The sequence below is a fragment of the Trichocoleus sp. DQ-A1 genome, assembly GCF_039961955.1.
GTDB lineage: Bacteria > Cyanobacteriota > Cyanobacteriia > Cyanobacteriales > FACHB-T130 > FACHB-T130.
In genome coordinates this window covers 63,253-77,683 of sequence record NZ_JAMPKE010000009.1, presented here as the reverse complement: position 1 = coordinate 77,683, position 14,431 = coordinate 63,253, and the positions used below count along the sequence as shown (strand labels likewise).

The following is a 14,431-nucleotide window of genomic DNA, read 5'->3' as shown; positions in this document are numbered from 1 at the left end:
TTGATATCGTTTCCAGCAACAATTTCTGTATCAATCGTTTCCAATTGACAATTTATCCCAGTGGTTTACCAATTTGGGTACCGCTGATGGTTAGAGGATTTCTAATATTATTAATAACTTATTCATAAAAATAGAGCCACTGGGCTACACCTCCCCGTGACTCTATCTTTTTTAATTGAGTTCTACTGCTGACGATTTACTGTTTAACTTCAGCAGATGGATCGGCGACATACTGGAAATCCGGTTCCGAGTTCCAAGGCCCGCGCTCATCTTTACCATTCGTAGACAAGTTGAAGTAAAGATTGACCGTTTCATCCGGCTGGATATTGCCAAAGAAAGGATCTGTTAATTTGCCTAAGGAAGAAAGTGCATTCATGAACATCTTCGTATGAGAAATTTCGCGAGTCAGCAAATGTACCAAGGTGTCTTTTGTACCTTGATCCGGAGCCATTTTGATCAGCTCCTCATAGGTTTGACGTGCCCCAGCCTCAGCGGCGATGTCTGCCCGCAGATCGCGCACAACATCCCCACCTTCATTGATATAGTTCGCTGTCCAAGCGCTTCCTTGGCTATCTAAAAAGTGTGGTCCCATGCCGCGTACAGCAAAGAGCGTACTCCGGTACGCTTCTGTTTGATCGACATTCTTGGTATGTGATTCAATCAGTTTGCCAACCATTTCTAAGTGGCTAAACTCTTCGATTGCAATATCTTGGAGCATATCCCGAATACCAGGATTTTCGCAATGAAATGACTGCACCCAATACTGTAAAGCGGCTGTTAATTCACCCGTTGCTCCCCCAAACTGCTCTAGCAGTAGCTGGGCATAACGTGGATTCGGCTCTGTGATATTAACAGTATGAATGGGTTCTTTTTTATGGAAAAACATGAATGGATTCCTTTCCTCTATTTGCCGGATCGTTGAGCGCTTGCCAATATTTTTTGTAAAGGAATTCAAAAAAAACGATTCTTTTTCCTTCACAAATCAAGGTATATACCCATACTTTAGATCGGCTGTCAAAGGTATTCCTGCCTCATCGGGTAGACTTAGCTCATGGATTTTTCTATAACCAGAGGAGGACACAAAAAACAAGATTGAAATCTCAGTTGAGGCAATTTTTTAGCTAAAACCGTTACAATCGCTCAACCGAGGATGAAAATCGCTGATAAGGCACCAAAAGCTAAGCAATACTGCACTGTTCTAGTTTTCCAGCCATTGCACTGGCGTGACGCCACCATTCATAACCACCCGCCCACCGCCGCGATGGTAGATGTCCAATAGGTGCCTTGTCGCTAAATTTCAAACCAGAGTCAGGAATATACGGGTTGTGGGTAGGCCAGCCAACGCGATCGCAAAAATTGCTATATTCTCCCCCAACCTCCAGAAAAATTTGCTTTTGTACGCTGAAACCAAAGCGCCCCTGGCTGTACTTTACCCATAACTGGTCAATCGTCCATAAATCCTCGCAAGGAAACTTTTGAATATCGCTGTTGAACAGATAGTGATTGCTTGACTTGCCGACTACCAGGCACATGAGTGCCCAGGTTTCCCCGTCGGCTTCTTTCCATTTCTTTTTGGCGAGTAAATCCCGCAATTTTGTATAGTCAACTCCAATCTCGGAATTCAAGGCACTACCACCCGGTCGTTGAGATTGAGTTGGAACCGGAGATGTAGGTCTGGGGTTTAAATTTTGCTGTACCGCTTGCAAGGCAGAGGCAGCGTCTGGGTAACGATCTTTAATGTTATTTTGTAGCAGCCGATCCAAAATTTGACCCAGGCGATCGCTAACTTTTCTCTCCTTGGGCAAAAAATCGCGCCACGCCCACCCGTTATTCATAATGTCATACATATTCAGGGGCGAAACGCTTGTGAGCAAGTAGATACAAGTGACGCCCAAACTGTAGAGGTCGCTGGAGGGCAGGGCTTTGCCTCGCGTTTGTTCGGGTGCCATATAATCCGGGCTACCAACGATCGTGCCGGTGTTAAACACAGCAGTGTCTGTGAATAGCTTGGCAATCCCAAAATCAATCAAAATTAACTCACCTTCCCTTTCTCCTGGGGAAGAGGAGGTTGAGGGGGTGCGGCGGATAATATTCGCTGGCTTAATATCTCGGTGAATCACCCGATGTTCGTGGATATATTGCAAAACTGGCAACAAATCCTGCAAAAATTCCCAAATCTGCGTTTCGTTATAAATGTCCCGTTGCTGCAATTCCTCCGCTAGAGTTTGCCCGGAAATCAACTCCTGCACTAAATACAGCTGCTGCTGCTGTTCAAAGTGGGCAAAGAGAGAGGGAATTTGCGGATGTTTCCCTAGTTCATTCAGGTGTATCGCTTCCTGACGAAATAAGGAAACGACCTTTCTAAAACTGGTTGAATCTTGCTGTGGGAAGCACAGTTGCTTAATGACACACTTGGGTTTAGAGGGAATATGCTCATCCACCGCCAAAAAAGTTCTTCCCATGCCACCTTTACCAATAGGTTTGACTGGGCGATAGCGGTCTTTCAGCAATAACGCTTGCCCACAACACAGGCAAAATCTTTGGTCAGAAGGATTTTGGGGTCTTTGACATCCAGCGCTAATACAATAGATCATGGCAGCCGCGATCGCACTCCCTGTTGATATTCATCTCCAAGATATCCTCAATTGGAGAGATGACCATAGGGTGTATCTGTTATAAAGCTGCGTGTGGTTAACTGGCGGCTTTACCCGTTTCTCAGCACTTTAGAAGCGATCGCGCAGCTTGAAACAATAATTCTTTGCTAACAAGATTATTGCTTCTCTGCTTGATAAATATAGACATTGTCGAAAGCTCCTACCGACTCAAAATGATAAGAAGGCAGGAACGAACTAACCGACAAATCGGTGCGATAAATGCTAAAAAAGATAAAATTTTGCCGCTCTGTCGTTTCAGCAATCAGCCGCTTCACCTGCGGGCTGCCCGTCTCAACTAATAACATACATTGACGCTTCAAAAAATTCTCAAAGTTTTCTGGAGCCTTTTCACAAACATTGTCTTTTATGTACACCGTTAGTTGCTGTAAGGCAAATTCTTCGTACTCCTCCTGAGTGGGATTCGTCAGCGCCATCGCTACACCCAGCCCAGCCAAGGCGACTCCCGCAATCGTTGTAATAACCTGTAAACCCTTCATGGGATGTTAAAACCATTCTTTTGTAGCCTTTGACTACGGCGATCGCCGTCTGAGTTCCAGGTTAATTGACGAAAGACTGGATCAACTGGCAAACAGAATGCTATATTAAAAATCTGAAATGGCGAGCGTAGCCAAGTGGTTAAGGCAGTGGATTGTGATTCCACCACTCGGGGGTTCAAGTCCCCTCGTTCGCCCTGGCTCTTGTATAGACGTAGATCATCCGTCTCTCAAAAGTCATTACTTTTGGGTGCGACTACTACAAACAAAGACCCCTCTCCAGAAGCCTGCGGAATATGGCTGCAACACTGGGAGGGGTTATTAATATTATTGTTGTGACGCACACTACTTGAGGGGAACAGCCTTTACATCAACCGTGTCTGAATTGGAAGTTGACCCAACACCTGCAACATCCGCTTCAGAGACCGCTTGCTCGTCACGAGACTTGAGGCGCTGAGATAGCATTTGGGAAACTTCAGCAACCAGGAGCGTCAGAATCACACCATCGTCAATCCATCCGATGATGGGTATGAAATCCGGGGCAATATCAATCGGGCTGAAAAGATAAAGTAATGACCCTAGAATCACCCACCAGCGATATTTGGGATTGCGGATCGCGTTGCGATACCAGTTGTAAATTGATTGGATTGAAAAATTATTCATTATTGAATCCTCTAGTTATTTTTAATATTGACAAATCTACCAGCATTATGTAGGTGTGGATATCCACCCGAAGTTTGACTAGAAGATTCGACACTCACGGGAGAACCTCGTCCTTTAGTTCAGTCTGAATGACAATGCTTGTCTAAAATTGGAATGGCTTCAAGTTGTTAAAGAAAATTAAAAGCTTGGGGAGTGTAGGAGGAAAGAATCGACCGTGACTTTTCAAGAACTAATCGAGAAAGGTGGGCCAGTGATGTGGCCTCTGCTGGCTTTATCGCTGCTGTCTCTAGGCACTATTTTTGAGCGCCTGTGGTTTTGGGCAAGAATCTTGACCAAAGAAAGAGAAACTGTGGATCGGGTGCTAGAAGCAGCAACTCGCAACTGGGGAGTTGCCACTGAGATTGCTCACCAAGCCAGAAAACAGCCGATTGGGCGCTTTCTGTATGCTCCCTTACGACTTTCTCACCCCGATCCAGAATTGTTTAGGCTGGCACTGGAAGCAGCCGCAGACGAGGAATTGGCTTCGATGCGCCAAGGCGACAAAATTCTAGAAGCAGTGATTGCCCTTGGTCCCCTACTAGGATTGTTGGGAACCGTGTTGGGATTGATCAGATCCCTGAGTGGTATTCGCCTTGGCGATCTCGGAACGTCTTCAACCGCTGGAGTGACTTTAGGGATTAGCGAATCTCTGATCAGTACGGCGGCTGGGCTGATAGTAGCCATTACCAGCCTTGTCTTCTATCGGCTGTTTCAAGGTTTTTTGTTTAACCAAGTCAAAATTTTCCGTAAAGCGGGAAATGAGCTGGAGTTAATGTACCGACAGGAATGGCCCAAACTTGGTATTGATCGTCATCCGATGAAGGCGAGAGTAGAAACTTCAGATACGGCTGAACCCTAGAAGCCATTCGTGATTGGTCATTCGTCATGGGTTATTAGTCAGGAGCGAAGAATTAGGGACTAAGGACTCATGACTTTTTAAATTCCCCTGTTGTTTAAACTTATGAAGATTAACTTGGATACTCCGGGTGATGACGCCCGAATTGAGATTATTCCCCTGATTGATGTCATCTTCTGTATCCTGACGTTCTTTCTGTTGGCAGCTTTGCAACTCACTCGTCAGCAAGCAATCAGCGTGGATTTGCCCAAAGCTAGTAGCGGCACTCCGCAGATGCGAGAGATGTTGATGGTGAGCTTGGATGATTTTGGTCAAATTTACGTGGAGCAACAGCAGATTAATTCAAAAGATCAGCTGACTCAATCTTTGCAGAATTACCGCTCGACAAATCCAAATGGATTGATGGTGCTGTACGCTTCTCGGACTGCAAGTTACAACGATGTCATCCAGGTTTTGGATTTGCTGCGAGATGTTGGAGGCGATCGCGTGTCTTTAGCGACTCTACCCGGGTCCGGTGATGCGGCGGCTGGCTCTAATACGCAGGTTCCTACGGCTCCTAGTCCCGGTTTAGCGCCCTATTCCGGCAACGCTCCTATCCAACCTTATAATCCTTATGCGCCACCCAGTCCATCAGCCAATCCATACAATCTGGGTCAGCCGCAATTGCCGGTGGCTCCGGGACAACCAGAGATTAATCCCACGATTCCCGGTACTGTACCCGTGACACCGACGGTTCCGGCTCCCCAAGGGACTGATTCTGCTCCCAAGAGGTAGGGACAATTCTGTCAATTTACAGAGGTCGAGGCGCGATTGTTTGTTTAAGGTAGGGATAATCAAAAGATTTTTTCACGCCTCAACTTCTGGATAGGAGGTTTATAAATATGGATTTAATTGATGTGCTGATTACCTGGTTGGTAACAGCCGCCAGTTTGTTAATTATTAGCAAGCTGCCACTCGGAGTTGAAATTGATAACCCAGGAATTGGTTATATTTCGGCAGCCGTTTTTGGAATTTTAAATGCAGCGATTAGCTTTGTATTTTTTACCTTGCCGAATACACTAACATTTGGCATCTACGGATTTTTTGCAAAGCTTCTGACTTTGGGTTTATTCTCTTTTGTCCTTAATGTCATTGCACTGACAATAGCCGCGAGATTGATTACAGGCTTTCGTTTGGAAAAAGGGATTTGGAGTGCGGTCATCGGTGCGATCGCTCTCGCCGCTGTCAGCAGCTTTATTACCAGTGTCGTGATTGGTCAGCCAACAGCAATTGCGTAAAGAGTCGATCGAAGGGTAGGCATCAATTAGGGTAAACTAACCAATCGCTTTAAAAGCCCGTTTTCTATCAGAAAACGGGCTTTTTGCTGCTCAGTTTTTCGGCTAGAGATCCCTCATCGCTCCTTGGAAAAAGGAAGCGATGAAAAAGTTACCAGAACTTTAAGCGGGAACTTGGATTTTCTGGCTACCGGCAAGTCCAAAAGCGGCGTGAATGGCTTGTAAGGCGGTGACGCCCTGATTTTCTGCTACGACGCAGCTGATTTTTATTTCAGAAGTTGTAATCATCTGAATATTGATTTGGTGTTGGGAAAGCGCTTCAAACATTTGGGCGGCGACACCGGGTTGCCCGACCATACCGGAACCGACGATACTGACTTTAGCGATCGCTGTATCCACTAAAACTTCACCGCAGCCTAAGGATGGTGCGAGTTTTTCGAGTGCTGCTTTCGCTTCTGCTGCATCTGCTTGGGCGACAGTAAAGGCAATATCGCGGGTCCCGATCCCATTCACCACGCGACAGCGTTGGGATTGGATAATCATATCCACGCTGATATTTTTCTCAGCCAAGAGTCCAAAAACTTGAGCTGCCATCCCTGGACGATCGGGGATATGACGAATGGCGAGACGCGCTTGATTGAAATCAAGGGCAACACCGCGCACGGGGGGAGCGGAGTGCTGAGGACTCAGGGCTGAGGACTGAGAAATTTTGCCCTGTTGTTCCACACCACTTTCTACAATTCTGTTTTGGTGGAGTGGGGAATTGTTGACCTCGAAGGTTTGGCACAAAAGAGCGATCGCGCGATCGCAATCATCCGCATCAATGACGCAACTAACTTTCACTTCCGAGGTGGAAATCATCTGAATGTTGATCCCAGCACTAGAAAGCGTAGCGAACATCTGCGCTGCTACACCCGGACGCCCAATCATTCCCGCACCCGCGATCGAGACTTTGGCAATTTGCCTGTCTACCATCACCTCGGCTTCTCCGTCTTCTGGGTTGTTTGAGCTGCGGAGGGCGGGTGCGATCGCTGCGGCTACAGCTTCTGCCCGATTGATGACGTTTTTGCTAACTGTAAATGCAATATCGTTGGTATTGCCTTCGTGAATCGACTGGATAATTAAGTCGATATCTAAGGCTTGATGGGCAATTTCACCAAATAGCCGCGCCGCCACGCCTGGACGATCTGGCACCCGCAACAGCGCAATTTTCGCTTGGTCGGTATCAAATTCTACCCCATCGACAGGACGGGCAATTTCTAAATCTTGGAGCGATCGCGGCTTAGGCATTGGAGAAATCACCCTAGTCCCCGGATCGTCCGTCCAGCTAGAACGCACCACCAACTCTACGCCATAATTCCGGGCAATTTCCACAGCGCGAGGATGCAGCACCTTTGCCCCTAAGCTTGCTAACTCAAGCATTTCATCGGAGGTAATCTCCTCCATCAGCTGGGCTTCTGGCACTAACCGGGGATCGGTCGTAAAAATTCCTGGCACATCGGTGTAGATTTCGCAACAGCTTGCTCGTAAAGCTGCCGCCAGTGCTACCGCCGAAGTATCGGAACCGCCGCGCCCCAAGGTGGTAATTTCCAAATCTTCGGTGCTGCTGATGCCTTGGAAACCCGCCACCACAACCACTTTACCCGCGTCTAAGTGACGTTCCATCCGATGTGTCTGGATATGCAGAATCCGGGCGCGGGTGTGTTCGGCTTCGGTAACAATTCCCACCTGTGCCCCGGTCAGAGACACCGCTGACTGTCCTAATTCCTGCAATGCCATACTCAGCAGGGCGATTGAGACTTGCTCGCCAGTCGAGAGCAGCATATCCATTTCTCGACGAGAGGGATTTGTAGAGATTTGGTTGGCTAATTTCACCAATCCATCAGTCGTCTTCCCCATTGCCGAAACGACGACAACCAGCGAGTTGCCCATCTGGGCTGTTTTTAAAACCCGCTGAGCGACTGCTTGAATGCGTTCCACCGAACCAACTGAAGTGCCACCGTATTTCTGGACAATTAACGCCATAATTCTCTCACCAATCCTGCCTAGGATATACCCACAGGCTAAAGCCTGTGGCTACACAAACCAAGCCTGCCTAAGCTCGTAAGCGCACTAAAGGTGCGACAGGCTGACACGGCAAGGCATCTTATCTTCTTTTAACCTAATTAAATTATCAGACTTGCTGGGACAAAACAGGCTGACTTTAGATTGTGTTGATTGATTATCGTCAAACATCTATCGCAGGTGGTGTGGAGATAGAGCGAAGGGCTTGAGGATTTTCAAGAATGATGCGATCGCTTCCTCCTCCCTGACAAAGGTAAGATCCATACAGTAAATGCCACAGAAAGTCACTATGTTAGACGGCAACCTGCTGCATAATCTGCCGTCTAGTGCAGAATTGCCTGACTCTGACGATACTTCTGTAGACAATGAACTACAAACTCTCATTCTCAATTAACCAGACACCAGTTCCTGCTGATTGTCTTACTTATGTAGTATGGTAAAAATTTGGTAGTGATTAAAGTAAATTTAATGTTTACTCGCTTTGAAAAATTGCCCATACGGGTATCAGAATTGAAAACTTGCTTCTACTGTGGGAATTCTCTACCAGCCACAGCAAACGAACATATTTTTAATTCATCTTGGGGCGGCTCACACAAAACAGGAGACTTGATTTGTAACGAGTGTAATATTAGCTTCTCAACACAAACAGACCCGGCTTTTTCTGTTTATATTGAGGCTGTAATGAATGCTTGGTCATTTAAAGGAGAACGTCATAAAGATGTACCAAAAATTATCTTAAAAGGAGATTATTTTTTAGAAAAAGGAGGAATGCTTAAACTTAAGCAAGCAATCATTGAAGATGAAATCCAGTCTGATGGGACGATTAATCCACACCTCGTCTTTAACTCTAGGAGTCAAGCCAAACATTGGATAGAAGAAGGCGGTATGGCTACTTGGCTAGGAAGATTACCATCAGCAGACGGACAGAAATATTTCAAGGAATTAATAAAGCAGGCAACTTCAAATGTGCTAGATGCTAAGCCTCAGAAATTTTCTGCTAGGGTGAATCTTCGGGAGCAGTATCGTTCATCTGCTCATACAATCCTCAAGTGCCTAAAATTTTATTTACCAGAGTGGATTTCTAGTGATTTGACTAAACCTGTTCAACAATTTGCGCGATATGACCAAGGTGACTGGAGGTTTTTTGCAGTCGATGTTGAGCAAATTATTTCTATAGCTGAACAGGCGGCAAGCAGATTAGGGTTAGGTGTTCACCATAACTCAGTAGAGGTTTACTGGTGTTCTCATTTAAAGATGGTCATTGGTGTGCTAACTATCCTTCATCGAGTCAGAAGGACAGTTATCATTGCTCAAAACTATTGTGGGCCAGATGCCATCTTATATGTTGCTGAAGATACACATGGTTCTAAAAAGCCTCCTCAAGCACTGTTTGCCGAATTTGACTCAAAGCAATTCTCTCTACCATTATTAGGTGTGCAATATTTCGCATCTCTCCCTAAAATGGAGCAATTCTTTGATCATGAGCTTACAGTTCTTATGGCACTTTATTATCCAATTGACGCTATTACGGCTCGTTTAACTGAAGGAATCAAAGCACTTAACGAGAAAACTCCTCGAATCAATGAAACAGCGATTGAAGAGTATGTGAACTTGTTTCTGGAATTTATCTCGAATTTAAGCAAAATTTTAGGAGTGCCTATAGATCCAGATAGGGCACCTACCAAGCTTTTTTAATATGGCTTTTCAAGTTTAGTAAATCAGTCTATAGGTAGGGCTTGTACAGATTTGGATGTTACTGCTCTGATGGTAAAAGCGTTTGACCATGTTATGAAAGATTGCAACTTGGATATGCTCTAGAAAAGTGCGATCGCAATTTAAAAATAGTTATCCCAATTATGGAAAATCGAACGGTTCCTTTAGCCCCTACAAGTGATCGCGCTTGTTTGGTGGTTGTCATTGTTTTCTCTTGGCTCCACAACAACTGGACAGCAATTAATATCGATACGATTAAACATCGTAATTACGATAAAAGGTGTCAAGAGGAGCTGCCTTAGGGTAGCAGGACATTTTAGACAGAGCGACAGCTTTTAAAATTCACCAGGCTATTCCCAACTCTCAACTTGTTTTCTTCTTGTGTATCAATCATGACCACCTCCTGACAGACTTGATATGGATGAGTAAGTACCTAAAATCGAGGACAATTAGCGATGTTGAAGGGAGAACGACTAACGCTACGGGGTATACGGCGGGACGATCTGCCAAAACTGTGCGAGTTTAACAATGATTTAGCCGTTGAATTGGCAGGTGGAGGCGATCCGCCGATTCCTCAATCCCTGGAACGGCTACAAGCAGAGTTCGATCAAAATGCTGCTAAAGGTGGACGAGATGGCACCTGGTTTGCGATCGAGGCAGATGGCAAGTTCATTGGGCAGTGCGGCTTGGTTGGTTTTGATATATTTCAGGGGGTGGCGCGTGTCTGTGAATTAGGCATTGCAATTGGCGATAAGGAATATTGGGGACGCGGCTACGGTCGTGAAGCGATCGCATTGCTGCTGAATTATGCGTTTCGATACTGGAATTTACATCGAGTTTGGTTAAGGACAAACTCAAGGAATGAACGAGCGATTCGCTGTTATCAATCCTGTGGGTTTGTGGAAGAAGGTCGCCTCCGGGGGCACGAGTGGTATGACGGCAGCTACATTGATACGCTGTGCATGGGAATATTGCGCGAGGAGTGGGAGCAGATTAAGAAACAAGACTGATTTCATCTAACGCAACTCCCCATTTGACAATTCTTTGAGAACGCTTGAAGCAAACTGTCCTTGAGTTCCTTGGTGTCTCTATGACGCCACCCATAGATTTACATAAGAGCCACTAACTTTAACAACTCTGCTGACCAGCGACTCCCGATTGCGATCGCACTATCATCTTCTGTATTTTTCGGATTTAATTCTCACTTGCTAATTTTTGTCGTAACTCCCGAATCGCAACGCTGGTATTGCGCTCGGAGGCAATTCGGAAACACTCGGTGATGAATGCTAAAACATTAATATTGGGAAAAAAACGGCTACTGGTTACAACCGTGTAGCGATCGCTCTGCAAGCTGTAAATCTTAAGCTGATTCTTTTTATATAGCCAAACTTCCGGCACTTGATAAGGCAGGTAGTCGTTTACATCCGTATAGCTGGTTACATCTATCTCAATTACCAAATCGGGGGATGGCTCTATTTCCCAATTGATGCGGTCTTTTCCTGCAACTGCTGCCCAGTTATCGATATAAAAGCAGTAGTCCGGTTCAATGCCGCTAATCTCTGGGAGTTCCATCGTAATCGGGGTAAATGCCTCGTAGTCCTGCCCTAAATGGTCTAGGAGAGCTGTTACCACCATTGCAATAATGTGGGCTTCTCGTCCGTGTCGAGGTAGCGGTGACATTAACAAAATTTCTCCGGGTCGATACTTGATACGAGGAATCGAGCGATCGCCTAGTTGCTGAGTGAGTGATTGATAGCCCTGCCAACTACCGGGTAGCCGCACCACTGCGCCTGCGGGTAACTGGATTTTCTCTGGTGTGATAACTGCAAACATTGGACTTATACCTCCATCTCCACTGTAATCCTTGTATCGCACCTAACCATCGTGTCGCAGCGCAACAAAAAGGTTCTGCCTCAGAAAAGCATGGAGTGTCTGATCATAAGGCTGATTAATCCTTTCCTAAACTCATAAAAATTGATGAGGAGAAATTTTTGGAAAACCCTTTGAAAGCAATGAATCGATATTGTAGGCAATGTGAATATTCGAGTTTAGAGTAACAAAGCAAGTCAAAAGGGCGATCGCGTCTTTTTTCATCCTCATTGCGAACTGACAAGTCAGCGCTTCGCGAGCGCGCCATTGTCTAGCATCAGCTTAAATCTGTGCTGAATACCTCTTATGGCAGACTTTCCAGGCACAACAATCTACCTGTAGCCGTCGCTACGCCTGTTTTAACCCTGGCACACTAGGCTAATATGAACATCTGTAACGGAAGCCTTGCCAGTTGGTAAAGAAATGTTAGTTCAACCGTAGCCACGGGCAACATAAAACAAAGGATGTCAATTTTATGGTAGTAGCAGTGGAAAATCAGTCTCCTCACCATGTTGTGATTGTCGGTGGCGGCTTTGGCGGACTTTATGCTGCCAAGGCATTGAGCGGCGCACCTGTCCATGTGACACTGGTCGATAAACGTAACTTTCATTTGTTTCAGCCACTCCTTTATCAAGTCGCTACCGGAACGCTATCCCCAGCAGATATTTCATCTCCTCTGCGTGCGGTACTCAGCGAGAGCAAAAATACTAAAGTGCTGATGGGAGAGGTAAAGGATATCGATCCACAACAGCGAAAAGTCATCCTCGCTGGCGAAGAACTGATCTACGACACGTTAATCGTTGCCACAGGTGTGAGCCATTTTTACTTTGGCAATGACCAATGGGCAACCGTAGCGCCAGGATTGAAAACAGTTGAAGATGCCCTGGAAATGCGGCGTCGCATTTTTATGGCGTTTGAAGCGGCAGAAAAGGAAACCGATCCCGAAAAACGACGTGCCTGGTTGACATTTGCGATCATCGGCGGAGGGCCGACGGGGGTAGAATTAGCGGGAGCGATCGCAGAACTCGCTTACAGTACCCTGAAGCGAGATTTCCGCAACATTGACACTTCTGAAGCCAAAATTTTGTTACTGGAAGGGATGGATCGCATCCTACCTCCCTACACACCAGAGTTATCTGCAAAAGCAGAAGCCTCTCTTCAGCGCTTAGGTGTCACTGTGCAGACAAAGACGCTGGTGACAAATATTGCAGAGAATATTATCACCACAAAACAAGGCGATAAAATCGAACAAATTCCAGCGAGAACAACCTTATGGGCAGCGGGAATCAAAGCTTCACCAATGGGAAAAGTTTTGGCAGAACGCACGGGCGCTGCAATTGACCGGGTGGGGCGGGTTATCGTTGAATCCGACCTGAGTATAGCAGGACATCCTAATATCTTTGTGGTCGGTGACTTGGCAAGTTTTTCTCATCAAAATGAGAAACCACTACCAGGTGTTGCACCCGTGGCAATGCAGGAAGGGGAATATGTTGCTAACCTGATCAGACAGCGGATTGCCGGTTACAGTATGGCACCTTTCCAATATATTGACCGAGGCAGTATGGCTGTTATCGGGCGGAATGCTGCGGTAGTCGATTTGGGTTATGTGAAGTTTTCCGGTTTGCTCGCTTGGCTCACCTGGGTGTTTGTTCACATTTACTTCTTAATTGAGTTTGATAATAAACTTATCGTCATGCTCCAGTGGGGTTGGAATTATTGGACTCGCAAACGTGGGGCAAGATTGATTACCGGCGACGAGGTAATTGGGAAGGTAGGAGTTGACGCTAACGGCGATTATTACGTGCCACTGAAGAGTAAAGAAACGGTGGAAGTTTAAACGCAAAGGTACGCGAAGGTTTACGCAAAGGTTCGCCGAGGAAAGATATTTCTTTGGGAACCTTTGTGTTTAAAAAGACGAAATTAATTTCGTCGATGAACTTGGGTAGCAGTGGCTTGATCAGTGGGGACTAAAAGTAATTCGCTGATATTAACGTGAGCAGGTCTAGTGACACAGAAAAATATTACATCTGCAATATCTTCTGGTGTTAAAGGTGTTAAACCTTGGTAAACTTTTTGAGCGCGATCGCTATCCCCATGAAATCGTACTTGACTAAATTCCGTTTCAACTAACCCTGGATCGACTGAAGTCACTCGCACAGGCGTTCCTAACAGGTCTTGCTTTAAACCTTCGGAAATCGATTTTACAGCGGCTTTAGAAGCACAGTAGACGTTGCCACCGGGATAGGTTTGATGACCGGCAATGGAGCCAAGATTCACCACATGACCTTTACCCCGGTTTACCATTCCTGGCACTAAATAGCGGGTGCAATAAAGTAAGCCTTTAATATTGGTATCGATCATTTCTTCCCAGTCTTGAATACTGCCTTCGTGGAGTTTATTTAATCCCCGGCTAAGACCAGCATTGTTAATTAAGATATCGACCTCAGCCCAAGCATCTGGCAGAGAAGAAAAGGCGGATTCAACAGAAGCGCGATCGCGTACATCTACTGCTAGTAGATGCAACTGGCAAGAAAATTCTTTGCTAAGTTCATCTGCGAGTTCCTGCAACCGCTCTTGGCGTCGAGCCACTAAGATCAGTTTGGCACCCGCTTGGGCAAACATCTTGGCACAAGCAGCACCAATTCCACTACTCGCGCCAGTAATTACAACGATTTTGTCTTTGATAGAAATCATTCGGTTTAACTAAATTTTATGGCAATCTAAGTAAATCTTAAAACCCTCTTTTTTCTTTTATTCACGTTTTTTGCAGTCTTTAAAAATATTCCTTGCAAATCAAACAAAATT

Annotated in this window: 13 protein-coding genes, 1 tRNA gene and 1 pseudogene; 8 read left to right on the top strand and 7 right to left on the bottom strand. The window is 45.7% G+C overall.

What is annotated here, in order from left to right:
• Window positions 1-196: 196 nt before the first annotated feature.
• From NDI33_RS11305 to NDI33_RS11295, 3 genes are all read right to left on the bottom strand, one after another.
• Window positions 197-886, bottom strand: a complete 690-nt coding sequence (locus tag NDI33_RS11305; protein ID WP_190411815.1) for a manganese catalase family protein — start codon at window positions 884-886, stop codon at window positions 197-199.
• A 292-nt stretch (window positions 887-1,178) separates the two neighbouring features.
• Window positions 1,179-2,594: a serine/threonine-protein kinase gene (locus tag NDI33_RS11300; protein WP_190675573.1), complete on the bottom strand. Its 1,416-nt coding sequence runs from the start codon at window positions 2,592-2,594 to the stop codon at window positions 1,179-1,181.
• Between the two features lie 176 nt (window positions 2,595-2,770).
• Window positions 2,771-3,151 (bottom strand): DUF4359 domain-containing protein, encoded by a 381-nt coding sequence (locus NDI33_RS11295; protein ID WP_190411813.1) that lies wholly within the window; start codon window positions 3,149-3,151, stop codon window positions 2,771-2,773.
• Window positions 3,152-3,272: 121 nt separating this feature from the next.
• Between NDI33_RS11295 and NDI33_RS11290 the strand changes: the two genes are divergently transcribed.
• Window positions 3,273-3,345, top strand: a tRNA-His gene (locus tag NDI33_RS11290).
• A 148-nt stretch (window positions 3,346-3,493) separates the two neighbouring features.
• On the opposite strand, the gene NDI33_RS11285 is transcribed toward NDI33_RS11290, so the two are convergent.
• Window positions 3,494-3,811, bottom strand: coding sequence for a YkvA family protein (locus NDI33_RS11285; protein WP_190411812.1), 318 nt, complete (start codon window positions 3,809-3,811; stop codon window positions 3,494-3,496).
• A 214-nt stretch (window positions 3,812-4,025) separates the two neighbouring features.
• Between NDI33_RS11285 and NDI33_RS11280 the strand changes: the two genes are divergently transcribed.
• The 3 genes from NDI33_RS11280 (at window position 4,026) to NDI33_RS11270 (ending at window position 5,983) form a co-directional block, all read left to right on the top strand.
• Window positions 4,026-4,709: a MotA/TolQ/ExbB proton channel family protein gene (locus NDI33_RS11280; protein WP_190675571.1), complete on the top strand. Its 684-nt coding sequence runs from the start codon at window positions 4,026-4,028 to the stop codon at window positions 4,707-4,709.
• A gap of 102 nt (window positions 4,710-4,811) precedes the next feature.
• The gene (locus NDI33_RS11275; protein ID WP_190675569.1) at window positions 4,812-5,480 is read left to right on the top strand and encodes a biopolymer transporter ExbD; all 669 of its coding nucleotides are present in this window, start codon (window positions 4,812-4,814) and stop codon (window positions 5,478-5,480) included.
• 107 nt (window positions 5,481-5,587) lie between these two features.
• A complete protein-coding gene (locus NDI33_RS11270) occupies window positions 5,588-5,983 on the top strand; it encodes a phage holin family protein (protein ID WP_190411809.1) in 396 nt (131 codons plus the stop codon).
• 159 nt (window positions 5,984-6,142) lie between these two features.
• Here NDI33_RS11270 and NDI33_RS11265 read toward each other — a convergent pair whose 3' ends face one another.
• A complete protein-coding gene (locus NDI33_RS11265) occupies window positions 6,143-8,005 on the bottom strand; it encodes an aspartate kinase (RefSeq protein WP_190675567.1) in 1,863 nt (620 codons plus the stop codon).
• A 328-nt stretch (window positions 8,006-8,333) separates the two neighbouring features.
• On the opposite strand from NDI33_RS11265, the pseudogene NDI33_RS11260 reads away from it, so the two are divergent.
• From NDI33_RS11260 to NDI33_RS11250, 3 genes and pseudogenes are all read left to right on the top strand, one after another.
• Window positions 8,334-8,429 (top strand): annotated as a pseudogene (locus NDI33_RS11260) (Uma2 family endonuclease); the annotation flags it as partial.
• A 65-nt stretch (window positions 8,430-8,494) separates the two neighbouring features.
• Window positions 8,495-9,739, top strand: coding sequence for an HNH endonuclease (locus NDI33_RS11255; RefSeq protein ID WP_190675565.1), 1,245 nt, complete (start codon window positions 8,495-8,497; stop codon window positions 9,737-9,739).
• Window positions 9,740-10,212: 473 nt separating this feature from the next.
• Window positions 10,213-10,767, top strand: coding sequence for a GNAT family protein (locus tag NDI33_RS11250; protein ID WP_190433994.1), 555 nt, complete (start codon window positions 10,213-10,215; stop codon window positions 10,765-10,767).
• Between the two features lie 184 nt (window positions 10,768-10,951).
• Here NDI33_RS11250 and NDI33_RS11245 read toward each other — a convergent pair whose 3' ends face one another.
• The gene (locus NDI33_RS11245) at window positions 10,952-11,590 is read right to left on the bottom strand and encodes a Uma2 family endonuclease (protein ID WP_190675563.1); all 639 of its coding nucleotides are present in this window, start codon (window positions 11,588-11,590) and stop codon (window positions 10,952-10,954) included.
• Window positions 11,591-12,101: 511 nt separating this feature from the next.
• Between NDI33_RS11245 and NDI33_RS11240 the strand changes: the two genes are divergently transcribed.
• Window positions 12,102-13,463, top strand: a complete 1,362-nt coding sequence (locus tag NDI33_RS11240; RefSeq protein ID WP_190411804.1) for an NAD(P)/FAD-dependent oxidoreductase — start codon at window positions 12,102-12,104, stop codon at window positions 13,461-13,463.
• 83 nt (window positions 13,464-13,546) lie between these two features.
• Here the strand turns inward: NDI33_RS11240 and NDI33_RS11235 are convergent, their stop codons facing one another.
• Window positions 13,547-14,320 carry an SDR family oxidoreductase gene (locus tag NDI33_RS11235; protein WP_190675561.1) on the bottom strand — a complete coding sequence of 258 codons (774 nt, stop codon included), beginning with the start codon at window positions 14,318-14,320 and terminating at the stop codon, window positions 13,547-13,549.
• Window positions 14,321-14,431 lie beyond the last annotated feature (111 nt).